This window comes from Streptococcus oralis subsp. tigurinus (assembly GCF_002356415.1).
In the GTDB taxonomy this organism is placed as follows: Bacteria; Bacillota; Bacilli; order Lactobacillales; family Streptococcaceae; genus Streptococcus; species Streptococcus oralis_F.
This window is the reverse complement of the sequence record NZ_AP018338.1, coordinates 957,913-981,933: the sequence shown is the minus strand read 5'-3', so window position 1 is coordinate 981,933 and position 24,021 is coordinate 957,913. Positions and strand designations below refer to the sequence as shown.

19 protein-coding genes and 1 pseudogene are annotated in these 24,021 nt (G+C 39.8%); 12 read left to right on the top strand and 8 right to left on the bottom strand.

From position 1 onward, the window contains the following. Nucleotides 1-18 precede the first annotated feature (18 nt). From STO1_RS04940 to STO1_RS04915, 6 genes are all read left to right on the top strand, one after another. The gene (locus STO1_RS04940; protein ID WP_007521927.1) at nt 19-240 is read left to right on the top strand and encodes a hypothetical protein; all 222 of its coding nucleotides are present in this window, start codon (nt 19-21) and stop codon (nt 238-240) included. A 52-nt stretch (nt 241-292) separates the two neighbouring features. Then, the gene (locus STO1_RS04935; RefSeq protein ID WP_007521929.1) at nt 293-964 is read left to right on the top strand and encodes a CPBP family intramembrane glutamic endopeptidase; all 672 of its coding nucleotides are present in this window, start codon (nt 293-295) and stop codon (nt 962-964) included. 188 nt (nt 965-1,152) lie between these two features. Next, nucleotides 1,153-1,617: an IS200/IS605 family transposase gene (tnpA, locus tag STO1_RS04930; protein ID WP_000057440.1), complete on the top strand. Its 465-nt coding sequence runs from the start codon at nt 1,153-1,155 to the stop codon at nt 1,615-1,617. Between the two features lie 230 nt (nt 1,618-1,847). Next, nucleotides 1,848-5,123, top strand: coding sequence for an ATP-dependent nuclease subunit B (gene rexB / locus STO1_RS04925; protein WP_096422992.1), 3,276 nt, complete (start codon nt 1,848-1,850; stop codon nt 5,121-5,123). Next, nucleotides 5,120-8,773, top strand: coding sequence for a helicase-exonuclease AddAB subunit AddA (addA, locus tag STO1_RS04920; RefSeq protein WP_096422222.1), 3,654 nt, complete (start codon nt 5,120-5,122; stop codon nt 8,771-8,773). The genes rexB and addA overlap by 4 nt, the downstream gene beginning before the upstream one ends. Before the next feature lie 17 nt (nt 8,774-8,790). Further along, a complete protein-coding gene (locus STO1_RS04915; protein WP_096422220.1) occupies nt 8,791-9,969 on the top strand; it encodes a hypothetical protein in 1,179 nt (392 codons plus the stop codon). 33 nt (nt 9,970-10,002) lie between these two features. Here the strand turns inward: STO1_RS04915 and STO1_RS04910 are convergent, their stop codons facing one another. Then, nucleotides 10,003-10,359, bottom strand: coding sequence for a type II toxin-antitoxin system PemK/MazF family toxin (locus tag STO1_RS04910; RefSeq protein WP_045617136.1), 357 nt, complete (start codon nt 10,357-10,359; stop codon nt 10,003-10,005). Further along, a complete protein-coding gene (mazE, locus tag STO1_RS04905; RefSeq protein WP_045617137.1) occupies nt 10,343-10,558 on the bottom strand; it encodes a type II toxin-antitoxin system PemI/MazE family antitoxin in 216 nt (71 codons plus the stop codon). The genes STO1_RS04910 and mazE overlap by 17 nt, the downstream gene beginning before the upstream one ends. 211 nt (nt 10,559-10,769) lie before the next feature. Between mazE and ylqF the strand changes: the two genes are divergently transcribed. From ylqF to STO1_RS04890, 3 genes are read left to right on the top strand one after another with little or no spacing between them, the layout of a single operon-like run. After that, nucleotides 10,770-11,621: a ribosome biogenesis GTPase YlqF gene (ylqF, locus tag STO1_RS04900; protein ID WP_084938618.1), complete on the top strand. Its 852-nt coding sequence runs from the start codon at nt 10,770-10,772 to the stop codon at nt 11,619-11,621. Further along, the gene (locus tag STO1_RS04895) at nt 11,608-12,387 is read left to right on the top strand and encodes a ribonuclease HII (protein WP_084938619.1); all 780 of its coding nucleotides are present in this window, start codon (nt 11,608-11,610) and stop codon (nt 12,385-12,387) included. Before ylqF ends, STO1_RS04895 begins: the two co-directional genes overlap by 14 nt. Before the next feature lie 12 nt (nt 12,388-12,399). Further along, the gene (locus STO1_RS04890) at nt 12,400-13,950 is read left to right on the top strand and encodes a ClC family H(+)/Cl(-) exchange transporter (RefSeq protein WP_096422218.1); all 1,551 of its coding nucleotides are present in this window, start codon (nt 12,400-12,402) and stop codon (nt 13,948-13,950) included. 740 nt (nt 13,951-14,690) lie between these two features. Here STO1_RS04890 and STO1_RS04880 read toward each other — a convergent pair. Beyond that, a pseudogene (locus tag STO1_RS04880) lies at nt 14,691-15,325 on the bottom strand (IS982 family transposase); the annotation flags it as partial. Nucleotides 15,326-15,925: 600 nt separating this feature from the next. Then, nucleotides 15,926-16,798 (bottom strand): hypothetical protein, encoded by an 873-nt coding sequence (locus STO1_RS04870; protein ID WP_231869994.1) that lies wholly within the window; start codon nt 16,796-16,798, stop codon nt 15,926-15,928. Between the two features lie 524 nt (nt 16,799-17,322). Here STO1_RS04870 and STO1_RS09900 point away from each other — a divergent pair. From STO1_RS09900 to xerS, 3 genes are all read left to right on the top strand, one after another. Further along, nucleotides 17,323-17,520: a zinc-ribbon domain-containing protein gene (locus tag STO1_RS09900; protein ID WP_231869993.1), complete on the top strand. Its 198-nt coding sequence runs from the start codon at nt 17,323-17,325 to the stop codon at nt 17,518-17,520. Nucleotides 17,521-17,553: 33 nt separating this feature from the next. Next, nucleotides 17,554-17,934 carry a zinc-ribbon domain-containing protein gene (locus tag STO1_RS09895; protein ID WP_231869992.1) on the top strand — a complete coding sequence of 127 codons (381 nt, stop codon included), beginning with the start codon at nt 17,554-17,556 and terminating at the stop codon, nt 17,932-17,934. 288 nt (nt 17,935-18,222) lie between these two features. Then, nucleotides 18,223-19,293, top strand: a complete 1,071-nt coding sequence (gene xerS, locus STO1_RS04855; protein WP_096422214.1) for a tyrosine recombinase XerS — start codon at nt 18,223-18,225, stop codon at nt 19,291-19,293. 79 nt (nt 19,294-19,372) lie between these two features. On the opposite strand, the gene STO1_RS04850 is transcribed toward xerS, so the two are convergent. From STO1_RS04850 to STO1_RS04835, 4 genes are all read right to left on the bottom strand, one after another. Then, nucleotides 19,373-20,014 (bottom strand): hypothetical protein, encoded by a 642-nt coding sequence (locus STO1_RS04850; protein ID WP_096422212.1) that lies wholly within the window; start codon nt 20,012-20,014, stop codon nt 19,373-19,375. Nucleotides 20,015-20,119: 105 nt separating this feature from the next. Continuing rightward, nucleotides 20,120-21,109 (bottom strand): lipoate--protein ligase, encoded by a 990-nt coding sequence (locus STO1_RS04845; RefSeq protein WP_049484467.1) that lies wholly within the window; start codon nt 21,107-21,109, stop codon nt 20,120-20,122. A gap of 59 nt (nt 21,110-21,168) precedes the next feature. After that, nucleotides 21,169-22,872 (bottom strand): dihydrolipoyl dehydrogenase, encoded by a 1,704-nt coding sequence (gene lpdA / locus STO1_RS04840; protein WP_084878281.1) that lies wholly within the window; start codon nt 22,870-22,872, stop codon nt 21,169-21,171. A gap of 41 nt (nt 22,873-22,913) precedes the next feature. Continuing rightward, the gene (locus STO1_RS04835; protein ID WP_000752714.1) at nt 22,914-23,957 is read right to left on the bottom strand and encodes a dihydrolipoamide acetyltransferase; all 1,044 of its coding nucleotides are present in this window, start codon (nt 23,955-23,957) and stop codon (nt 22,914-22,916) included. Nucleotides 23,958-24,021 lie beyond the last annotated feature (64 nt).

The following is a 24,021-nucleotide window of genomic DNA, read 5'->3' as shown; positions in this document are numbered from 1 at the left end:
ATAGTGGAGGAATACATCATGGTTTTAATGAAAAAAAATATAAATCTAACAAATGAAGAATTAGAGATGATACAAGGTGGAGCAAATCGATATGGTAAAGAGGCTAATGGTTATTACGGTTGGCAAATGGCGTCGGTATTGACTATGCCAGTTCATGGATTTTGTCCCAGTGGCACTTATGATTTAGGATATATTGGCGGAGGCAATCATCTTTGCAAAGGAAGTGCTGCGAGATTTTAAGTAAAATTTATTAGTAATATGAAGAAACAAGGGGAGAAAGCTGAGGCATAGTATGAAAAAACGAATTATTCAAATTTTACTAGCATTATCCTTAATTTTTTACAAATCAACTTGGTTTCGGTGGATTTTTAATCACTTTGCAGCTAGATTTGTACCTGCTAGTCGAGAATATTTCTTACTTCTTGCTTTTTTAGAGCTCAGCGTAACTCTTCTAACAGTACTTTATTTACTAGTGTTCGAAGGTAAAAAAATGCTGGAGTTGAAATGGAAATGGAGATATCCAGTTTATTTGCTTCTTGCTTATGGAGTCAATTATCTTTCAGATTCTGTGTTTTCTTTTTTAACCCCAGCAACGTCCAATCAAATCGCTTTAAATGAATTGATTGAGATGACAGGTCGACAAGAGTTACTATATTTTTTGATTCTTACTTGTCTACTAGGACCAATTGCAGAAGAAATGGTTTATCGGGGAGTTCTTATGAATACTTTTTTGAAAGATTCACCTTGGTATGGAGATGTTTTACTATCGGCCTGCGCCTTTGGCTATGTGCATGTCAGTTCAGGTTTAACACCACTCGCCTTTTTCACCTATGCAAGTGGAGGAGCGATTTTAGCATTACTCTACCGAAAAACTCACTCTCTCTATTATCCCATTTTGCTCCATTTCATGGTTAACATTACAGCATTTTGGTACTTATGGATAAATCTATTTTCAGCAAGTTAGTGCTTATCATTCAATGCCGGAACTTTCCGGCATTTTTTCTTATGTGACTACTAGTCCGTCTCGCTCCGCAAGGTGCGAGACAAATAAACCACCCGCTATGCGGGTGCGCATCGAAGGTTATACCAAAAAACTCCAAACGCGATACAATAAAGGTGTTCAAGCCAATTGTAAAGCGAAAGGAGAAAAATATGGCACAAAAGGCACATAGTTTATCACACACAAAGTGGATGTGTAAATATCACATTGTGTTCACCCCTAAGTATAGACGAAAAGTAATTTATAATCAATATCGAAGCAGTTTGGGAGAAATATTCCATCGATTATGTAGTTATAAAGGTGTTGAGATTATCGAAGGTCACTTAATGCCAGACCATGTACATATGTTAGTCAGTATTCCACCGAGGATAAGTGTTTCAAGTTTCATGGGGTATTTAAAAGGTAAAAGTGCACTCATGATGTTTGACAAACACGCCAACCTCAAGTACAAGTTTGGGAATCGGCATTTCTGGGCAGAAGGTTATTATGTAAGTACAGTAGGGCTTAATGAAGCCACAATTAAGAAATATATTCAAGAACAGGAAAAGCATGATATAGCACTAGATAAATTAAGTGTAAAAGAATATGAGGATCCCTTTAGGGATAGTGGTAAGTAGTACCAAGGTCTCTTTAAGAGGCAAGTGACGAGTCAAGAGCAATGAGGCTTGAACAACGTGAAAGCCAGCGTCTTTAGGCGCTGGCTGGTGATTTGGGCTTATAGCCCTGGTGCAAACCACCCGTTAGACGGGTGGTTATGATTCAGAAGTTTTAAGAACTCTCTATTTATAGGATTAGCAGTCAAAAAATGGTATAATAAAAGGTAATGAAAAATTCCAACGAGGCAGAGATGAAATTACTTTATACTGATATTCGGACTTCTTTGACTGAAATCCTAACCAGAGAGGCGGAAGAGCTGGTTGCTGCTGGTAAGCGAGTTTTCTACATTGCTCCCAACTCTCTTTCTTTTGAAAAGGAACGCGCCGTGCTGGAATGCTTGTCCCAGCAGGCTTCTTTTGCTATTACCGTCACGCGCTTTGCCCAAATGGCTCGTTACCTGGTTTTAAATGACTTGCCTACAAAGACCAGTCTTGATGACATCGGCCTTGGGATGGCCTTTTATAAATGCCTTGCTGAACTTGATCCCAAAGAGTTACGAGTTTATGGTGCTATTAAACAAGACCCTCAATTTATCCAGCAGTTGATTGAACTTTATCACGAGATGACGACTGCTCAGATGAGCTTTTTGGACTTGGAAAGTTTGACCGATGAGGACAAGAGAGAAGATTTACTCTTGATTTTTGAAAAAGTGACTGCCTATCTCAATCAAAGCCAGTTGGCTCAGGGAAGTCAGTTATCCCATTTGATTGAGGCTATTGAGAATGATAAGGTAAGTAGTGATTTTAGTCAGCTGGCTTTGGTTATCGACGGTTTTACTCGTTTTTCCGCCGAGGAAGAGCATGTGGTGGATCTGCTCCATCGTAAAGGTGTTGAGATTGTCATTGGTGCTTATGCAAGTAAGAAGGCCTATACCAGTCCGTTCGCTGAAGGCAATCTCTACCAAGCCAGTGTAGAATTTCTCCATCATTTAGCTGCTAAATACCAAACGCCTGCTCAAGACCGTTCTCAGACTCATGAGAATATGGATAGTTTTGACAAGGCCTCTCGTTTGCTGGAGTCTTCTTACGACTTTTCAGAACTCACTTTGGATGTTGATGAGAAGGACCGTGAAAATCTGCAAATCTGGTCTTGTTTGACACAAAAGGAAGAGTTGGAGTTGGTGGCTCGCGCTATTCGTCAGAAATTACATGACCATCCAGAACTGAGTTACAAGAATTTCCGTATTTTGCTGGGTGATGTGGCTTCTTACCAGTTATCGTTGAAAACCATTTTTGACCAGTACCAGATACCATTCTATCTTGGTAGAAGTGAATCCATGGCTCATCATCCCTTGACCCAGTACGTGGAGTCTATTTTACGTTTAAAACGTTACCGTTTCCGTCAGGAGGATTTGATTAATCTCCTCAGAACTGGTCTGTATACTGACCTCAGTCAGGCTGATATTGATGCTTTTGAACAATATCTCCGCTATCTTGGCATCAATGGCTTGTCAGCTTTTCAGCAGACCTTTACCAAATCCCACCTCGGAAAATTTGATTTGGAACACTTGAATGCCCTTCGTCTGCGAGTTTTGGAGCCACTTGAAACCTTATTTGCCAGTCGGAAGCAAAAGACTGAAAATCTCTTGCAAAAGTGGAATACTTTTCTAAAAAATGCTGCTTTAAGCAAGCAGATGCAAGAATTGACAACCACTATGGAAACTCTAGAACAGGAAAGACAAGCCGAAGTTTGGAAGGCTTTCTGCCATGTTTTAGAACAATTTGCGACGGTTTTTGCTTGTTCACAAGTTAGTCTGGAGGACTTCCTAGCCTTGCTCCATTCTGGAATGAGTTTGTCCCAGTATCGCACCATTCCAGCGACAGTGGACACAGTTCTGGTGCAGAGTTACGATCTGATTGCGCCTCTGACCGCTGACTTTGTCTACGCCATTGGGCTGACTCAGGATCATTTACCAAAAATTGCGCAAAACACCAGCCTGTTAACAGACGAAGAAAGACAAAGCCTAAACCAAGCAACTGAAGAGGGAGCACAATTACTGATTGCAAGTAGCGAAAATCTCAAGAAAAATCGCTATACCATGCTTTCTTTAGTCAACGCCGCTCGTAAGCAGTTGGTGTTGTCAGCACCAAGTCTTCTTAATGAAAATGAGAGCAAGGAATCGGCCTATCTTCAGGAACTGGTGAGTTTTGGATTTAGCCGGATAGAGAAGAAGATTCATCAAAAAAGTCTGTCTAAGGATGATATGGGTTCTTATCACAGTCTATTGTCTAGTCTAGTTGCCTATCATCAGCAGGCAGGTTCTAATGAAAATGAGCAAGATGTGACCTTTGTAAAGGTTCTTGCGCGTGTCATGGGGAAAAAACTTGACCAAAAAGGTCTTACAAATCCAGCTATCCCAACTAATCCAAGTAGCAAGCCATTAGAAAAAGATACCTTGCAGGCACTCTATCCAGTTGACAAGGAGTTTTACTTGTCTACCTCTGGTTTGACGGAGTTTTACCGCAATGAATATAGTTATTTCCTCCGTTATGTCTTAGGCTTGCAGGAGGAATTGCGCCTGCGTCCTGATGCTCGAAGTCACGGGAATTTCTTGCATCGTATTTTTGAACGTGCCTTGAAACTGCCTGATGAAGATTCCTTTGATCAACGTCTGGAACAAGCTATTCAAGAAACCAGCCAAGAACGTGAATTTGAGGCTATTTATCAGGAAAGTCTGGAAGCCCAGTTTACCAAGGAAGTTCTTCTTGATGTCGCGCGAACTACGGGCCACATCCTTCGTCATAATCCAGCTATCGAAACCATCCAAGAGGAGGCAACATTTGGTGGTAAAGATCAGGCCTTTATTCAATTGGATAATGGTCGGAGTGTCCATGTGCGAGGCAAGGTTGACCGCATTGACCGCCTGAAAGCTGATGGAGCACTAGGAGTAGTGGACTACAAGTCTAGTTTAACTCAGTTCCAGTTTCCGAATTTCTTTAATGGCCTTAATTCCCAGCTGCCCACCTATCTTGCTGCCCTAAAAAGAGAAGGGGAGCAGAACTTTTTCGGTGCCATGTACTTGGAAATGGCTGAGCCTGTCCAATCTTTATTAGCTGTTAAAAGTCTGGCAGGAGCAGTAGTAGAAGCCAGCAAATCAATGAAATACCAAGGACTCTTTTTAGAAAAAGAAAGCAGTCACTTGGGCGAATTTTATAACAAAAACAAGGCCAATCAGCTGACAGATGAGGAGTTCCAGCTCTTACTAGACTACAATGCCCATCTGTACAAGAAGGCAGCTGAGAAAATTTTAAAGGGCCAGTTCGCTATCAATCCCTATACCGAAAATGGCAGAAGCATTGCCCCGTACGTTCAGCAGCATCAAGCTATCACAGGTTTTGAAGCCAATTACCACTTGGGACAAGCCCGTTTCCTTGAGAAATTGGACTTATCTGATGGCAAGCGTCTGGTAGGAGAAAAACTTAAGCAAGCTTGGTTTGAGAAAATGAGAGAGGAGTTGAATCGATGAACCCCATTTCCTTTTTAACTGAGGAAGAAATTCAAAAACTGCAAGAAGCAGAAGCGAATTCGAGCAAGGAACAGAAGAAAACAGCCGAGCAAATCGAAGCCATTTATACCGCAGGGCAAAATATCCTAGTTTCAGCGTCTGCTGGTTCAGGGAAAACCTTTGTTATGGCAGAGCGCATTCTGGACCAATTAGCCCGTGGTGTCGAAATTTCTCAACTCTTTATCTCGACCTTTACCGTCAAGGCTGCCACTGAACTAAAAGAACGTTTGGAGAAAAAAATCAGCCAACAAATCCAAGAAACAGATGATGTTGATCTCAAACAACACTTGGGACGTCAGTTGGCAGATCTGCCAAACGCAGCCATCGGAACCATGGACTCCTTCACACAAAAGTTCCTTGGCAAACATGGCTATCTGATTGATACTGCACCAAATTTCCGTATTCTACAAAATGAAAGTGAACAGTTAATCTTAAAAAACGAAGTTTTTCATCAGGTGTTTGAAGAGCATTACCAAGACGAAAATAAAGAGAAATTTAGTCGTTTGGTGAAGAATTTTGCTGGGAGAGGCAAGGATGAACGAGGTCTGCGCCAGCAAGTCTACAAAATCTATGACTTTCTTCAATCCACCAGCAGTCCACAAAAATGGTTGAGTAACTCTTTCCTCAAAGGGTTTGAAGAAGCTGACTTTGCAAATGAGAAAGACAAACAAATCGAGCAAATCAAACAGGCGCTCTGGGATTTGGAAAGCTTTTTCCGTTGTCATCTGGATAATGATGCCAAGGAGTTTCCAAAAGCTACCTATTTAGAAAATGTGCAGCTGGTTCTGGATGAAATTAGCTCCTTAAATCAAGAGTCCGATAGTCAGGCTTATCAAGCAGTGCTTGCGCGTGTTGTTGCCATCTCGAAAGAGAAAAATGGTCGAGCTCTGGCTAATTCTAGTCGTAAGGCCGATTTGAAACCACTGGCTGATGCCTATAACGATGAGAGAAAGATCCAGTTTGCTAAACTAGGACAACTGTCAGACCAGATAACCATTCTCGACTATCAAGAGCGATATCATGAAGATACCTGGGATCTAGCTAAAACCTTCCAAAACTTTATGAGTGATTTTGTGGAGGCTTATCGTGAACGTAAACGCCAGGAAAACGCCTTTGAATTCGCTGATATCAGCCATTATACCATTGAAATTTTAGAAAATTTCCCACAAGTCCGCGAGGCTTATCAGGAACGATTCCACGAAGTCATGGTCGATGAGTATCAGGATACCAACCATATTCAAGAACGAATGCTGGAATTGCTGTCGAATGGCCACAATCGTTTTATGGTGGGAGATATCAAGCAATCTATCTACCGTTTCCGTCAGGCAGACCCGCAGATTTTCAATGAGAAATTCCAACGCTATGCGCAAAATCCTAAAGAGGGCAAGTTAATTCTCCTAAAGGAAAATTTCCGTAGCAGTTCAGAAGTGCTGTCTGCAACCAATGATGTTTTTGGACGCCTTATGGACCAAGAGGTCGGCGAAATCAACTATGATAGCATGCACCAGCTTGTTTTTGCCAATACCAAACTGACTCCTAATCCAGACAACAAGGCAGAATTTCTCTTATACGACAAGGACGATAGTGAGCAAGAGGAAGAAGAGAGCCAAGCAGAAACGAAACTAACAGGTGAAATGCGCCTGGTCATCAAGGAAATCCTGAAGCTCCATCAAGAAAAAGGTGTTGCCTTCAAAGAAATTGCCCTTTTGACTTCCAGTCGGAGTCGTAATGACCAGATTCTACTTGCCCTGTCTGAGTACGGAATTCCAGTTAAAACCGACGGTGAGCAAAACAATTATCTCCAATCCCTAGAAGTACAAGTCATGCTAGACACCCTGCGTGTCATTCACAATCCCCTGCAAGACTATGCCTTGGTTGCCCTGATGAAGTCTCCTATGTTTAGCTTTGATGAGGACGAGTTGGCACGCTTGTCCCTTCAGAAAGCAGAAGATAAAGTCCAAGAGAATCTTTTTGAGAAACTGATCAATGCTCAAAAACAAGTAGCTAGCAAGAAAGATTTAATTCATACAGCTCTAGCTGAAAAATTAAATCAGTTCATTGATATCTTGGATTCTTGGCGCTTGTATGCCAAAACCCACTCTCTCTATGACTTGATTTGGAAGATTTACAACGACCGTTTTTACCATGACTATGTTGGGGCTTTAGCAAATGGTCCTGCCAGACAGGCCAATCTCTACGCCCTAGCTCTGCGAGCTGACCAGTTTGAAAAGAGTAATTTCAAAGGCTTGTCGCGTTTTATACGTATGATTGACCAAGTCCTAGAAGCCCAGCATGATCTTGCAAGCGTAGCTGTCGCCCCGCCAAAGGATGCTGTGGAACTCATGACTATTCACAAGAGCAAAGGTCTGGAGTTTCCTTATGTCTTTATCCTCAACATGGATCAGGACTTCAATAAGCAAGACTCAATGTCAGATGTTATTCTCAGTCGTCAGAATGGACTTGGTGTCAAATACATTGCCAAAGTGGAAACAGGAGCAGTGGAAGCACACTATCCTAAAACCATCAAACTCTCCATTCCTAGCCTAACTTATACGCAGAATGAGAAAGAACTGCAATTGGCTAGCTATTCAGAGCAGATACGTTTGCTGTATGTTGCCATGACGAGGGCTGAGAAAAAGCTCTATCTTGTCGGTAAGGGTTCTCGTGAAAAGCTAGAAGCCAAGGAATACCCGGCAGCAAATAACGGAAAATTAGATAGCAATACCAGACTGCAAGCAAGAAATTTCCAAGATTGGATCTGGGCTATCAGCAAAGTATTTGCCAAGGACAATCTCAACTTTAGCTATCGTTTTATTGGTGAAGACCAGTTGACTAGAGAAGCTATCGGAGAATTGGAAAATAAGAGCCCTCTACAAGATAGCTCTCAAGCAGACAATCGCCAGTCAGAAACTATCAAAGAAGCTCTTGAAATGCTAAAAGAAGTAGAAGTCTATAATACGCTGCACCGCGCAGCCATTGAACTACCAAGTGTTCAAACTCCAAGCCAAATCAAGAAATTCTACGAACCCGTTATGGATATGGAAGGGGTAGAAATTACTAACCAAACTCAATCACCGGAGAAGCAAATCAGCTTTGATTTACCAGATTTTTCAACTAAAGAAAAGGTAACTGGAGCTGAGATTGGTAGTGCCACTCACGAACTCATGCAGAGAATTGACCTTAGTCAGCAACCAACCCTTGCTAGCCTAACAGAAACACTTAAACAAGTTCAGACTAGTCCAGTTGTTAGAGATAGGATCAATCTTTCTAAAATCTTAGCTTTCTTTGACACAGCACTTGGTCAGGAAATTCTCGCTAATACTAGCCATCTTTACCGCGAGCAACCTTTTTCTATGCTCAAACGAGAACAAAAGAGTCAGGAAGACTTCGTTGTCCGTGGGATCTTGGATGGCTATCTGCTTTATGAGGATCGCATCGTTCTTTTTGACTACAAGACTGACCGTTATGATCAACCAAGTCAACTCATAGACCGCTATCGTGGCCAGTTAGCCCTATATGGTGAGGCCTTATCACGAGCTTATTTGATTGAAAATATTGAGAAATACTTGATTTTACTCGGTAAAGACGAGGTTCAAGTTGTAAAAGTATAACCTAGAAAGGAAACCTCATGACTCTTCCAGTTAGAAAATCCCTGCACGATGCGGTTTTACAGGCTTCAAAAGCCGATACTTGGGATCAAGCTACCAAGGAATGGAATGAAGTTTCCTTGATTTTTAATGGCATTGGCCGTAGCAATTGCGTCTGTGGGAACGCCATAAAATACGCCTACGAACTCTTTAACGGAGTTACAGGCCAACGTCTCTTCCCTATAGGAAGCGACTGTGTTCGCCATTTTCATCGTATTAGCCTCGATCAGCAACTGGAAGAGGAAGAAAGACTACTCAGAAAAGTTGAAAACCTAACCAGAAAGGCTCAGAAAAAGGAAAAAATCAAGGTTAATAAAAGCGACTTTGACGAACGACTTTTAAAATGGTTTTGGGAGAAAGGTGTTTTCAAAGCCAATCGTGGCAATCAATTTGCACCTGAGAAAGATTACCAGCTTTTCCTAGAAGTCTTTCAAGGAGGAAGTTGGACCAAGGCAGAGCCAAAAAAGAAGGCTCGTCTGGAAGAAGTCCTTGAAAAGTGTATCAAACCTTTTTTACTTGGTAAGTCTGATGACCACCTATACCTTATCAAGCTAGGTAAGGAGAAAATAGACTACGAGCAGCATTTACGGATTCAGGCAGAGAAAGAACGTAAGAAAAGAGACAAAATCGCCAAGCAATACGCTGACAATCTCATTCTAGCCATGGGACCCGCTGAACGCGCCTATCAAGATTACTTTGGCTTTACAGAAACTCTCACACCAGAAGAACGAAAATGGGAAAAAATTCTTTTTGGTAAAAATAGAGAAGAGCGGGCCATCAAGGCAAAGCAAAACCAAAAAGAGCTGGAAAAAGCCCAACGCATTGCCAGTCAGGATCCAATTGAAAGAAAGCAGAAGCAGACCTGGTTTCTCAATTCTTATTTTCGTGCGCTTCCTGAAGAAAAATCTAGATTTGCTAGGCTCTTATTAGAATATCGAAAAAGTGGAGAAGTACCCTTTTCAGATGATTACTTATCTGAGTATCTCATCGACTTTTTCTACAAGATGAAAGCCTTTGAGTTTGAAATTGCACCAGAACAAGTCCGCGATTTTCTAAAAGAATGCCTTCAGGTAGAACATCTATCATCTGCACAAGAAAGCTGGATTAGAGAAATTCTCTTTAATTGCCTTCACCCGTTCTTAAATAGGTTACTCATATAGAAAAAATCCTACCTTGTCTATGCATGGTAGGATTTATGTATCTCCAAAGATGTACTGGTAAAGTTGGACGACTTTCTGAAAACATTGTGTGTCCATTCTTGTTATTTTTCGAGCATTACGCATCCGAAAATCAAAGGTATACAATTGAAATGGATTGACAGCGCCATCTACCTTGTCCGACGAGACAGGAACGAGCAAGCCTTTTTCTGCCAAACGTTGTTGGCCATGAGTGATAGGGCAGACAGCTACAAAACCAGTTTGCAAGGCATATTCTCTCCTAGAAACTACCAAAGCAGGTCGCCGTTTCTGGATTTCTCGACCGACTGATGGATCAAAGTCCAGCCAAATGATATCCTGCTTTTCAGGAATATACTCAGATTTCGCTATCAAGTGACCTTACCCCTTCAAAATCATTTGTCATTCTCAAATTAGTAATCCCATCAAAAGGATCTTTCAGTTTTGGAGCTAAGACAATGACTCCGTCAATCCCTTTATAGACAACCATTTCTTGACCTTCTGTCATACCCAAATTTTTAGGAATGGTCACAGTGAGAGAATTCCCTACCTTCCGAGTCTTTACTGTATTCATTGCTCTACCTCCAGAAAAATGTATACACTAAGTATATACCTATCATCAAAAAAAGTCAAGTCAATCCTTACTGGTATCAAGGATGTTTCACACGATTACTATTTGTCATTTATTGTGGTCCAAGCCTGTGCAAAAGTTCCTAATTTATGATAGAATAGATGGTAGGAAAGAAAACGTTTTTACTACGTTTTTCAGTCGGAAAGGGAAATTTATGGCTACAATTCAATGGTTTCCGGGCCACATGTCTAAGGCTCGGCGACAAGTTCAGGAGAATTTAAAATTTGTTGATTTTGTGACGATTTTGGTGGATGCTCGCTTACCTCTATCTAGTCAAAATCCTATGTTAAACAAGATTGTGGGTGATAAACCAAAACTCTTAATTTTGAACAAGGCAGACCTTGCTGACCCCGCAATGACCAAAGAATGGCGTCAATATTTTGAATCACGGGGAATCCAGACTTTGGCTATCAACTCCAAAGAACAAGTAACTGTAAAAGTTGTGACGGATGCTGCTAAAAAGCTCATGGCTGATAAGATTGCACGCCAGAAAGAGCGCGGTATCAAAATCGAAACCTTGCGGACCATGATTATCGGGATTCCAAACGCTGGTAAATCAACTCTCATGAACCGCTTGGCTGGTAAGAAAATCGCAGTTGTCGGCAACAAACCAGGTGTTACCAAGGGGCAACAATGGCTCAAAACCAATAAAGACCTTGAAATCCTAGACACACCAGGGATTCTTTGGCCTAAGTTCGAAGACGAAACCGTCGCTTTGAAACTAGCCCTAACAGGGGCAATTAAAGACCAGTTGCTTCCTATGGATGAGGTGACCATTTTTGGTCTCAATTATTTCAAAAAACACTATCCAGAAAAGCTAGCTGAACGCTTCAAACAAATAAAAATTGAAGAAGAAGCTCCTGTTATCATCATGGATATGACACGTGCCCTTGGCTTCCGAGACGACTACGACCGCTTTTACAGCCTCTTCGTCAAGGAAGTACGCGATGGCAAACTTGGTAACTATACCTTAGATACATTGGACGACATCGATGACGACGATTAAAGAAATCAAAGGACTTCTTGCCACTGTTAAAGAATTAGACAATCCTCTTTTTCTGGAATTCGAAAAAGATCCTCGTTCTGGAGTTCAAAAGGAAATCAGCAAGCGTAAAAAAGCTATTCAGGCAGAACTGGATGAAAACCTTCGTTTGGAATCCATGCTTTCCTATGAAAAAGAACTTTATAAGCAAGGAGTGACCTTAATTGCAGGTGTTGACGAGGTCGGTCGCGGTCCTCTTGCTGGACCTGTAGTCGCTGCAGCCGTTATCCTGCTAAAAAATTGTAAGATTAGAGGCCTCAACGATAGCAAAAAAATCCCTAAAAAGAAACATCTGGAAATTTATCATGCTGTTCAAGATCAAGCATTGGCAATCGGCATTGGAATCATGGATAATCAAGTCATTGACCAAGTTAATATCTATGAGGCTACCAAACTGGCCATGAAGGAAGCAATCTCCCAGCTCAGTCCTCAACCAGAGCACCTTTTGATAGATGCCATGAAGTTGGAATTACCAATTTCACAAACTTCCATTATCAAAGGGGATGCTAATTCCCTCTCTATTGCAGCAGCATCTATAGTGGCCAAGGTGACACGGGATAAATTGATGAAGGAATACGATCAGCAATATCCTGGCTATGATTTCACGGCTAATGCAGGCTATGGAACAGCTAAACATCTAGAAGGACTGGAAAAACTAGGTGTCACCCCAATTCACCGAACCAGTTTTGAACCAGTCAAAACACTGATTTCAACTAAGAAAGACAAGTAAGAGGAAATGATTATGGAGGAACAGTCAGAAACACTCAGTTCCAAGAAAGAATTTGCCTTTGCCTCAAGCACCATATTATCCCAAGTTGGACGAGGAATCATTGTTGGTCTCGTCGTCGGGCTAATCGTAGGATCCTTTCGTTTCTTAATCGAAAAAGGCTTCCACCTGATACAAGGACTCTATCAAGATCAAGCGCACCTAGTGCGCAATCTTTTTATCATTAGCCTATTTTATTTAATAGTTTGCTGTCTCAGTGCCAAACTAACTCGGTCAGAGAAAGATATCAAAGGCTCAGGAATCCCACAAGTCGAAGCCGAACTAAAGGGACTGATGACTCTTAACTGGTGGAGTGTCCTCTGGAAAAAATATATTCTAGGGATTCTTGCTATTGCAAGCGGCCTTATGCTAGGGCGTGAAGGGCCAAGTATTCAACTTGGAGCGGTCGGTGGTAAAGGAATTGCCAAGTGGCTCAAATCGAGTCCAGTTGAGGAACGCTCTTTGATTGCTAGTGGTGCTGCAGCAGGATTAGCAGCTGCCTTTAATGCACCAATCGCAGGTCTCCTCTTTGTTATAGAAGAAGTTTACCACCATTTTTCACGCTTTTTCTGGGTCTCAACTCTAGCAGCTAGTCTCGTAGCAAACTTTGTCTCACTACTCATATTTGGCCTAACACCCGTACTGGATATGCCAGACAACATTCCTCTCATGACCCTAGACCAGTATTGGATTTACCTCCTTATGGGAGTTTTTCTCGGGCTATCAGGTTTTCTCTATGAGAAAGCTGTACTCAATGTCGGTCGAGTTTATGACTGGATTAGTCAAAAAATCCATTTGGATAAAGCTTATTATCCAATCTTGACCTTTATCCTCATCATACCAGTCGGGATTTTCTTGCCACAAATCCTTGGTGGTGGGAATCAGGTCGTTCTTTCTCTAACTGAGCAAGATTTTAGTTTCCAAGTTCTATTAGTTTACTTTTTGATCCGCTTTATCTGGAGCATGATTAGTTATGGAAGTGGCCTGCCAGGAGGAATTTTCCTACCAATTTTGGCGCTTGGTTCCTTACTTGGTGCCCTAGTTGGTGTCATTTGTGTCAATCTTGGACTTGTCAGTCAGCAACAATTCCCTATATTTATCATTTTAGGGATGAGTGGCTACTTTGGGGCGATTTCCAAGGCTCCCTTAACTGCTATGATACTCGTAACCGAGATGGTTGGAGATATTCGCAATCTCATGCCACTTGGTTTAGTGACCTTAGTCGCCTACATCATCATGGATCTGCTCAAGGGTGCTCCGGTCTATGAGGCCATGCTAGAAAAAATGCTACCAGAAGAAGCAACAGACGAAGGAGAAGTAACACTAATTGAAATTCCTGTTTCAGATAAAATAGCAGGAAAACAGGTTCACGAGCTCAACTTGCCACATAACGTACTCATCACCACCCAAGTCCATAATGGTAAGAGCCAAACAGTTCACGGCTCAACTAGAATGTATCTGGGTGATATGATCCACCTAGTTATTCCAAAAAGTGAAATTGGGAAAGTCAAAGATTTGTTGTTGTAGTATTTTGCATAACATAAATTATGTAAAATACTTTCTTGATGTATTTTGAAAACCGATTCTCTGCAATGAGATCGGTTATTTCTTACTGATAAGGTATTTCAACATACAAGTAATTGAACTTTGTAAAAAATAAGACTATAATTAAGTTAGGAATGATAAAGCTAGAAAGGAGTTTACTGTATCAAATCTGTACAGTAAGATTAAGAATCATGAAAAAGAAAACAATAGCAATTATACAATGTATTTTGTATCTCATAGCTCCTTATATAGCTCTTCAGTTATGTAGAATGAACAGAAGTTTCGTTACTGATAATCTCTTTTTTATTTTCCTTATTCTGCTGACTATTTCATTCTGGTTTAGTATTTGGAAACTAGAAAAAGCACTAGATAATGATTCACAATAATAACTCCAAAGATTTAGATTTGTTTTACACAGGTTTAAGTCTTTTTTAAAAACTAAAAGTTTATGTACAATTGACTTAACGTGAGCTAAACTATTGATACAACTGAATTAGAAGCATAAAGTCCATTCTTTAAGGAGTGTACTTTATTTTTATTTTGTACATTATTTTGAAGTGTTATTTTGTATATTTTCTAGTTCATAACATCATCTGATTTAAGGAATTGATTTGTACATTTTTACTCTAATAGGTGCAGAAGAAGTAGTGGTTCAATTGTACATTTTTTGCTACTCATTTAAGGTCTTATTGATAGTAAGATATAGATTTTTACTCGTGGTGCTAGTTAATCTCAAAGTATCTCAGATTATAAGTCAGTACAATTTGCTCCATTCTCAACTGCAATCCTGTTAAGCCTCTAGCTAGTGTTTGTTCGACATCAAAAAAAGCACAAAGTTCTGAAAATCGAGTTTCAATAGTCCGTCTCATAGCCATTAGTTTCCAATGATTATGTTGTTTAGCTCTTACCATCTTTTGACGTAAAGGCGTCCAAAGATGGTAACCTTTCTGTTTCAACTGTTCTCTGAGTTCATAGCTAAGATAAGCTAAATCAGCTAAAACATAGGGTTGAGAATAATTTTCTAGTAAGTCATCAACTGCCCTAATATCATGTACTGAGGCAGGCGTTACAACATAATTCAGAATATAGCCTGATAGGGTGACCAGCATATGTACTTTGAATCCATAGAACCAAAGGTGCTTAGAGGAATTGTAACCAATGTCGGCTAGTTCATTAAAAACATGTGCTCTATGGTTACGGACTGGTTGACAAAGTGATAAGGGGAAACTATCTATGATGACAATGTTATTGGGAGAAATTTGAGTATTTTTATGGCTTGCCGAATAATTTGGACTAACCAAATCAACTGCCTTGACCGTCGATTAAACCGACTTCTTTCAAGGAGACACCCACAAGGATTCTTGTCAATCAAGAAGGATCACCCAAAGGTTCCAGCATTTGAAGAATATGACGAGCTACTTGAAGAAATCAAAAAATCCCTATAAAGGGATTTTTTTATACCTATAATACCTTGTGCAAAATAGTCGTATATATCAAAATCAGAGTCACGTTACCTACTATTAGACCAAAAGTTGCAAGCAAGGTCTTTGCTGTACCCGGCTTAAAATCTGCACTAATCAAATATGGCCAAAAGCATACCATTGGGAGAATGGCTATTAACACGCATACATAGGTAGGAAAGCTTGTCCAAAGAAAGCGTGTCGTCTCTAACCAGTGATCCCATGAAGGTATCACTATTTTGCTTATAGTGAAAAGTATGCATATAAGGTGGACCACTAGAAGATAAATAGCATACTTTATCTTACTTAGTACTTTTTTCTTTTTCATTTTGCCTAATTATCCCTGCAAATTCTTCTATCGCTCTGCTGCAATATTAGAACTAAAATTAAAATTAACTATATCATTATTCGAATCAAGGTCTAAATTCATAAAATAATGATTCCAAAAGAATTCATTGTTACCTGCTCCCCACTGCACGCCATAATGACTCAAATATTCATCTCTTGGCTCGCTTGGAGTCAGCCATATTTTTTTCCCCAAATACTTTCGTGAACTCGTTTTCGTCAAGCTTCTTTAGCAAATCTATACCATCTATATTATATGAAATTCCATATTTTTTGGCAACAGCTGTGCACTCAGAATCGAAGCAAACCTGCGTAACTACACAGTCCTTCAGCTCCGTACTCTTCCTCTTATCTCCGTAAACACCTATACATCCGAGAACTACATTCTTCTTTACAAGAAGATAGGTAGATCGCGTAACTGCTGAGTCATATGACTTAAAGCCGTTTGGTACGCTAACCCCAGCTACTTGGTATTTAGTATAGCTTCCCGTTGTCAAAAGCTCGTTATAATTAGGATAATCATGTCTACCATTTGACACATAAATTTCAAACCCCTTGTCTATCAAATCCGAAATCTTAGTCTCTGTAAGATGAATTTCAGTTCCGTCAATTTTAAGTGGAGGTGCGTTATCAGGTAGACCTATAATTATATATACAAACATCAAAAACACGAATATCATAAGCACTGCAACGATACTCATCCAAGATTTCCCGGTTCTCCTTCGTGCATTGAAAAGCGACATTATAGAAGGCGTGATTATAGCAGCACCAATTGGCGCCGCCCCATGACGGAACATGCTCATGACCTTAAAGGCAATTATAGCGCTAATTAGTATTAAAATTATGTGCACTGCATACTCTCCTACGCTTAGCTTACTCGTCCTAGTCTGATTATTTGCTGGGGCATCGTACACTGGAACACCGTTCTCAAAGGTGTTCTTCATTCTAAAACGCAGCCAAAACAATATTCCAATAAACACAAATGCCAAGAACACTAGCATTCCGATAAAAACTAATTTTTCCATCTGTAACCTTTTCTCTGACCTAATTATCGTCCATCAAAATTCATATCTAGTCTACCACATTTTGAAATTGTTTTACAATATTTACATACTTGTGCACGAATCAAAAATGTATACAAGCTTTTCAGAGTATTTATTCTTTACACCTCTTTTCCGCTATGTTAAAATTGTATTAAGTTTAATACTTGTTTTATTCTAAACGTGCGCATCATTTTAGCGCAAAAAACAAATTTAATTCCGTTGTTTCTGTAGTTAACTTTTTTATCGAAGTAATTCAGGAGTCCTATATTCAATATTAGGATGCATTAATCAAAGAGGTAACATCAGTAGAATCCGAAAATAAAATATTTACTTGGATTTGTGATTGTTGCAAATTAGAATTCAATGAAAAGTTAGGGATTGTTTTAGATGTATTTACCAACAGTGACTTTAATAATCTTAACTCTATTTGTCCTTACTGTAATAAAAAAATCCCTAAACCAAATGAAAAAATAAGCTTCGCTAAACCGTACTTAATCAATGAATGGGTGAAAGAACATAACGGAGATATTGACACTTTCTTTTATGATTCAAATATAATAGTTGATCGAATTTGTCGTAAATGTCACAGGAGTTATAAAGCGAAAATTTCTGAACGCTCCGAAAACGACCAATGTTGCCCATATTGTTCATTTAAAAAGACTGCAAAAGTTATAACGATCTTGAAACAACACATCCTTGGTTAATTAAAGAATTGGTCTATATTAAATAAACAAGAAATGTTTTCAGTAAGAGTTAATTCAACATATACCGCATGGTGGAAATGTCCTGTATGCACTGGAGAATATCAGCAAGTCATTAAAGAAAAATTTTACCGAGAAAATTCTTGTCCATATTGTAGGAATCAAAAAGTTTTAAAAGGATTTAACGACTTGGCAACAACTCAACAAAGTCTAATGAATGAGTGGGATTATTTGAATAACCTCCTAATAGCAAGTCCAACTGAAATCACAGAGTTGAGTAATATGTCTGTATGGTGGATATGTCAAGAAAATCCAGAACATCGTTATAAAATTCAAGTTAAAGAAAGAATGGCATACAGAAAACGAAATAAAAAGGTATGTTCGATTTGCAAAGGTTTAAGAAGAAAATTAGATTAAAGATGTAATAAAATATTAAAATCAAACAAGCTAAAAACACTCTAAAGATCATTAAATTGATATTGGAGTGTTTTTTATTGTCAAAATGTACATTTGAAAATTTCCAGTTTTCACTTTGACAAGATACATTTTTAAACCATTTTTGTTCCAAAAAAATTTTTAGTTATTTTTTGGTTTGGTTCTAAAAACAGTAAACACTTATGACATCTTTCCGAAAAACTATAATTTTCTTGAAAAATATATTAGTCTATGCTATACTACTAGTAGACTTAATTATGGAGAAAATACATGAAACGTGAGATTCTACTGGAACGAATCGACAAACTAAAACAAATCATGCCCTGGTATGTTCTGGAATACTACCAATCTAAGCTTGCTGTCCCCTATAGTTTTACAACCTTGTACGAATACCTCAAGGAATATGATCGATTTTTCAGCTGGGTTTTGGAGTCTGGGATTTCAAACGCTGATAAAATGGCTGATATTCCTTTATCGGTCTTGGAAAACATGTCAAAGAAAGATATGGAATCCTTTATCCTCTATCTACGAGAACGTCCTTTGCTGAACGCCAATACAACCAAACAAGGTGTCTCTCAGACGACCATCAATCGGACCTTGTCAGCACTTTCTAGTCTTTACAAGTATCTAACTGAGGAAGTTGAAAATGACCAAGGAGAGCCCTATTTCTATCGTAATGTAATGAAGAAAGTTTCAACCAAGAAAAAGAAAGAAACACTTGCTGCTAGAGCTGAAAACATCAAACAAAAACTCTTTCTAGGTGATGAAACAGAAGGTTTTTTAACCTATATCGACCAGGAGTACCCACAACAGCTCTCAAATCGTGCACTCTCGTCATTCAATAAAAATAAAGAACGTGATTTAGCCATTATTGCCCTTCTCTTGGCGTCTGGTGTCCGCTTATCTGAAGCTGTTAATCTGGATCTAAGAGACCTCAATCTCAAAATGATGGTTATAGATGTCACTCGAAAAGGGGGCAAACGTGATTCTGTCAATGTCGCGGCCTTTGCTAAGCCTTATCTTGAAAATTATCTAGCCATTCGAAATCAACGCTATAAGACGGAAAAGACAGATACAGCATTATTTCTGACCTTATATCGTGGTGCTCCCAATCGTATCGATGCTTCTAGTGTTGAGAAAATGGTTGCTAAGTACTCAGAGGATTTCAAAGTCCGTGTAACTCCCCACAAACTACGCCATACCCTGGCGACCAGGCTCTATGATGCTACTAAATCGCAAGTTTTGGTCAGCCATCAGTTAGGTCATGCTAGCACACAAGTCACTGACCTCTATACCCATATCGTCAATGATGAACAAAAGAATGCTTTGGATAGTTTATAAGTGTTACATATTATAAATTATGTAAATCAACTATCGCTAAAAAACGAAAGATCAATTCCTTTTATCTTTCGTTTTTTAGTTATTTAAACTCAATCCAGTAGTTACGGTGTGGCTCTATAATTACTGGTTTACCCCAAAAGGCTTGCAGATAGGCTAGATTTGCTGGGCTTACAGGTTTTTTTGAATCATTGTATTGCTCAGCACTCTCTTTAGTTAGAAAACATTTTACTGCTTCATAAGAAGTTCCATCAGCTGATTCTCTTTCGATTCCCATATAAGAAATTTCGTCACCACTTTTAAGATCATCAGTTAACAGTTTACCAATAAAGAACACTGTCTTATTTTTCATAAGTTCATAAGCCTTACTATTTTCAAGTCGGTTATTTGTTGCAGCATACATAATACAAAAACTATCAACAATGTCTTTCAAAGGCATTAAGTCCTCTTTGTTTACTTTGATTTCATCGGGGAGAAGTCCGCCAATTATAAGATTTTGGAAATAGGCTTGCTGGATTACATTATCTAAAGCCATTCCTAAAGGTATTTGAACAGCTTGGTATCCTAAAGGCTGAAGCTCTTTGTATTTTTTATAATAATGTTCTTGTGTGATGCTTATATATAAATTTTCAGCTTGAGAAATTTCTGCATTTCTATAAAAAGCAACAACATTGCGGTCTAACTGTTCAAATAGATCAAGTTTTTCTACTGAAATTTCTAACATAAACGAATAACTCCTTTTCTTTTTTCATCACTATTATAATCTAATCAGCTTGATTATTAAGTTTAACCCTAATAAAAGAATCCATCATAAATGGATTCTTTTTCCTTACCCCACTACTGCTTCAGCGATTTCTTCACGGCTGATACCAGCAAAGTAGCGTGTGATGTCAATAGTTTCTAGTGCCTTAAGAACATCTTCGCGTTCATATTTTACGCCACGAAGGACATCTTCTACAGCTGCAACGTCTTCGATACCAAAGAAGTCACCATAAATCTTGATATCTTGGATTTTTGATTCAATGACGTTGGCAAAAACTTCAACCTTTCCACTAGTGAATTTTGTTCCCCGACGAACGTTAAATTCAGGTGATTTACCGTAGTTCCAGTCCCAAGTACCGAACTTTGTATCCTTAATGCGATTGATTTCCGCCATTTCTTCTTCTGAAAAGACGTATTCAGTCATCTCTGGGTACTCTTTTTTCATGTATTCCAATAGCAAATCACGGAATTCTTCAACTGTGATTTTTTCAGGTAATTCATTGACAATATTGGTTACACGGGCACGAACGGATTTCACACCTTTTGATTCAAATTTGTCTTTTGAAACCTTGAGGGCATTAGCAAGGACTGACAAATCAACGTCAAAGAGCAAGCAACCGTGGTGCATGATACGCCCATTGATATAGGCTTGGGCATTGCCACAGAATTTTTTTCCATCAATCTCAAGGTCATTACGGCCTGTGAACTCAGCTTTGACGCCTAGTTGAGCTAAGGTATTGATAACTGGAGTTGAGAAGCTCTTGAAGTCAAAGGCCTTGTTTTCATCTTCTTTTGAAATGATGGTGTAGTTGAGGTTGTTTAGATCGTGATAAACAGCTCCGCCACCACTGATACGGCGGACTACCTCAATACCATTTTCTCGAACATAGTCACGGTTGATTTCTTCGATAGTATTCTGGTGACGACCAACAATGATAGAAGGTTTGTTAATCCAAAGAAGGAAGATTTGATCCTCATCCAAAAGGTGTTTAAAGGCATATTCTTCCAAGGCGATATTAAAAGCAGTGTCGTTTGAATGATTGATAATATATTTCATGATATCCCTTTATACGATAGAGACTGGAAAACATCTTTCCAGCCTAGTCTATCTTCGTTTTATTTTTTCTTTGGTGAATGGATGGCCATTCCTAGAACATCTGCAAATGCTTCGTACATCACTTCAGAGTAGGTTGGGTGTCCGTGGATGGTCTTCAGCATTTCCTCAACAGTGATTTCCATTTCGATGATGCTTGATGCCTCGTTGATCAATTCTGCAGCTGCAGGACCAATGATGTGCACACCAAGGATTTCTCCGTATTTCTTATCAGCAATAACTTTTACGAAACCTTGAGCCGCATCTGATGCAATTGCACGTCCGTTGGCAGCAAAGTTGAATTTACCGATGGCTACATCGTATTTCTCACGGGCTTGTTCTTCAGTCAGACCTACTGCTGCTACTTCAGGAAGAGTGTAAATGGCTGCAGGAGTCAAGTTGAGTTTCGCAACAGCATGATTTCCTTTGAGGGCATTTTCAGCGGCAACTTCACCCATGCGGAAGGCTGCGTGCGCCAACATCTTAGTACCGTTGATGTCACCTGGTGCGTAGATTCCAGGAACAGAAGTTTCCATGTATTCGTTGACCTTGATACGTCCACGATCCAATTCAAACTCAACATCACCAATTCCTTCAAGGTCTGGCACACGACCGATTGAAAGAAGAGCTTTGCTAGCGATGATATCGTCTTTTCCTTCAACCTTGATACGAAGTTGACCATTTTCTTCGATGATTTCTTGCAATTTTGTACCTGTCAAGATAGTCATACCTTTACGCTCAAGAATCAAGCGAAGATTCTTAGACACTTCCGCATCCATAGCTGGAACGATACGGTCCATCATTTCGATAACAGTTACTTTTGAACCAAATGTCATGAATGCTTGGCCGAGTTCGATACCGACAACCCCACCACCGATGATTACGAGGCTTTCTGGAACTTCGTTCATTTCAAGAATATCATCGCTGGTCATCACAAGTGGAGATTCCATACCAGGGACGTTAATCTTGCTGACTTTTGAACCACCAGCAAGGATAATTTTCTTGGTTTCAAGCAATTCAGAACCATTTACCAAGACATTCTTATCTTTAGTGATAGTACCAACACCCTTATGAACTGTAACTCCGTAGCTGCGAAGAAGACCCGCAACGCCACCAACCAAAGTATTGACAACCTTAGATTTTGTCTCTAAAAGTTTATCCATATCTACAGTGAAGTTTGGATTTTCGATGACGATACCTCGGTTTGCTGCATGACCGATATTTTCGATGATTTCAGCATTGTGAAGGTAGGTCTTCGTTGGGATACAGCCACGGTTCAAACACGTTCCACCGAGTTCAGATTTCTCAACAAGGGCAACCTTCCCACCGAGTTGGGCAGCTTTAATGGCTGCAACATAACCAGCAGGACCTCCACCAATCACAACGATATCAAAGGCATCATCGCTCTTACCATCGTCGTTTGAGGCACTAGCTGCAGGTGCAGGTTTTGATTCTGGCGCAGCTGCGCCAGCTGTTGGGATGTTTTCCCCTTCTTCTCCAAGGTAACCGATAACTTCAGTTACTGGAACAGTTTCACCATCTCCTTTAAGGATGGCAATCAAGTATCCATCTTCTTCGGCTTCCAATTCCATGCTGACTTTGTCAGTCATGATTTCCAAAAGGATTTCTCCTTCTTTTACAAATTCACCGACTTTTTTATTCCATTGGACAATTTGTCCTTCTGTCATATCTACGCCGGCTTTTGGCATAATTACTTCTAAGGCCATGTCTTACTTCCTTCTAAATCTCTAAAATAACAATAGCTGACTTAAACCAACATTGAGATCGGATTCTCAATCAAGGCTTTCAAGTCTTTCATAAACTTAGCACCAGCCATACCATCTACAACACGGTGGTCAATAGTTAAACCAAGGCTCATGATTGGTCGGATAACAATCTCACCATTGACAACTACAGGTTTCTCGACTGTTGAGCTTACCCCGAGGATTGCTGAGTTGGGTTGGTTAATAATCGGACCAAAGGACTGAACACCAAACATTCCCAAGTTACTAATTGTGAAGGTTGAGTTTTGTAACTCACTTGGAGCCAATTTGCCATCCAAGGTACGACCAATCACGTCTTTAAAGGCTACTACTAACTCTGACAAGCTCATTTTTTCAGCATTGTAAACAACTGGTGTCATTAGACCGTTATCCATACCAACCGCCATCGCAAGGTTGACATAGTTATGAGTGATAATGGTCTTGCCGTCTTCTGTCAATGAAGCGTTGATGTATGGGTGTTTCATCAATGTTTTCACAACAGCGAGTGAAAGAAGGTCTGTTACAGTAGTCTTCTTACCAGTCGCTTCCATAATCGGATCAAGAACCTTCTTACGAAGGGCCAGCATTTCAGTCATATCAACTTCATAGTTGAGTGTGAAAGTTGGCGCAGTTAGGTAAGATTCAACCATACGTTGCGCGATAACCTTACGCATTGGTGTCATTGGAATACGCTCAATCTCACCATAAGGAGTGATATTGTCTGGAACTTCTTCCACTTTTTCGATTTGAGCAGGAGACTTGATGGTGTCGTTTTCGATATTTTCAGGAAGCAAGGCCAAAACGTCCTTCTTCATGATCTTACCACGATGACCCGTTCCTTGGATTTCCTGCCAAGCAATGTTATGTTCGAGGGCAATTCGTTTTGCAAGTGGCGAAATGCGAACCACGTTTGTGTCTTTATAAGTTTCCACGTCTTCTTTGTGGACACGACCGTTTGCACCTGAGCCAGAAACGTCGTAGAGGTTGATTCCTAGATCATCCGCTAACTTTCTAGCCGCAGGAGTCGCTCTTAGCTTGTCATCAGCCATGACCTCTCCAATTCTATACTAAGATATTAAGGACGAAAAGAGTTCTGCACCTAAAAGATACAAA

Excerpts from the sequence above, each read along its gene's own strand:
- STO1_RS04890 (WP_096422218.1), top strand. The coding sequence starts at position 12,400 with ATGGAGGAACAGTCAGAAACACTCAGTTCCAAGAAAGAATTTGCCTTT.
- ylqF (WP_084938618.1), top strand. The coding sequence starts at position 10,770 with ATGGCTACAATTCAATGGTTTCCGGGCCACATGTCTAAGGCTCGGCGA.
- rexB (WP_096422992.1), top strand. The coding sequence starts at position 1,848 with ATGAAATTACTTTATACTGATATTCGGACTTCTTTGACTGAAATCCTA.
- STO1_RS04940 (WP_007521927.1), top strand. The coding sequence starts at position 19 with ATGGTTTTAATGAAAAAAAATATAAATCTAACAAATGAAGAATTAGAG.
- STO1_RS04935 (WP_007521929.1), top strand. The coding sequence starts at position 293 with ATGAAAAAACGAATTATTCAAATTTTACTAGCATTATCCTTAATTTTT.
- xerS (WP_096422214.1), top strand. The coding sequence starts at position 18,223 with ATGAAACGTGAGATTCTACTGGAACGAATCGACAAACTAAAACAAATC.
- STO1_RS04850 (WP_096422212.1), bottom strand. The coding sequence starts at position 20,014 with ATGTTAGAAATTTCAGTAGAAAAACTTGATCTATTTGAACAGTTAGAC.
- STO1_RS09895 (WP_231869992.1), top strand. The coding sequence starts at position 17,554 with ATGTTTTCAGTAAGAGTTAATTCAACATATACCGCATGGTGGAAATGT.
- lpdA (WP_084878281.1), bottom strand. The coding sequence starts at position 22,872 with ATGGCCTTAGAAGTAATTATGCCAAAAGCCGGCGTAGATATGACAGAA.
- STO1_RS04845 (WP_049484467.1), bottom strand. The coding sequence starts at position 21,109 with ATGAAATATATTATCAATCATTCAAACGACACTGCTTTTAATATCGCC.
- tnpA (WP_000057440.1), top strand. The coding sequence starts at position 1,153 with ATGGCACAAAAGGCACATAGTTTATCACACACAAAGTGGATGTGTAAA.
- STO1_RS04895 (WP_084938619.1), top strand. The coding sequence starts at position 11,608 with ATGACGACGATTAAAGAAATCAAAGGACTTCTTGCCACTGTTAAAGAA.
- STO1_RS04835 (WP_000752714.1), bottom strand. The coding sequence starts at position 23,957 with ATGGCTGATGACAAGCTAAGAGCGACTCCTGCGGCTAGAAAGTTAGCG.
- addA (WP_096422222.1), top strand. The coding sequence starts at position 5,120 with ATGAACCCCATTTCCTTTTTAACTGAGGAAGAAATTCAAAAACTGCAA.
- STO1_RS04870 (WP_231869994.1), bottom strand. The coding sequence starts at position 16,798 with ATGGAAAAATTAGTTTTTATCGGAATGCTAGTGTTCTTGGCATTTGTG.
- mazE (WP_045617137.1), bottom strand. The coding sequence starts at position 10,558 with ATGAATACAGTAAAGACTCGGAAGGTAGGGAATTCTCTCACTGTGACC.
- STO1_RS04915 (WP_096422220.1), top strand. The coding sequence starts at position 8,791 with ATGACTCTTCCAGTTAGAAAATCCCTGCACGATGCGGTTTTACAGGCT.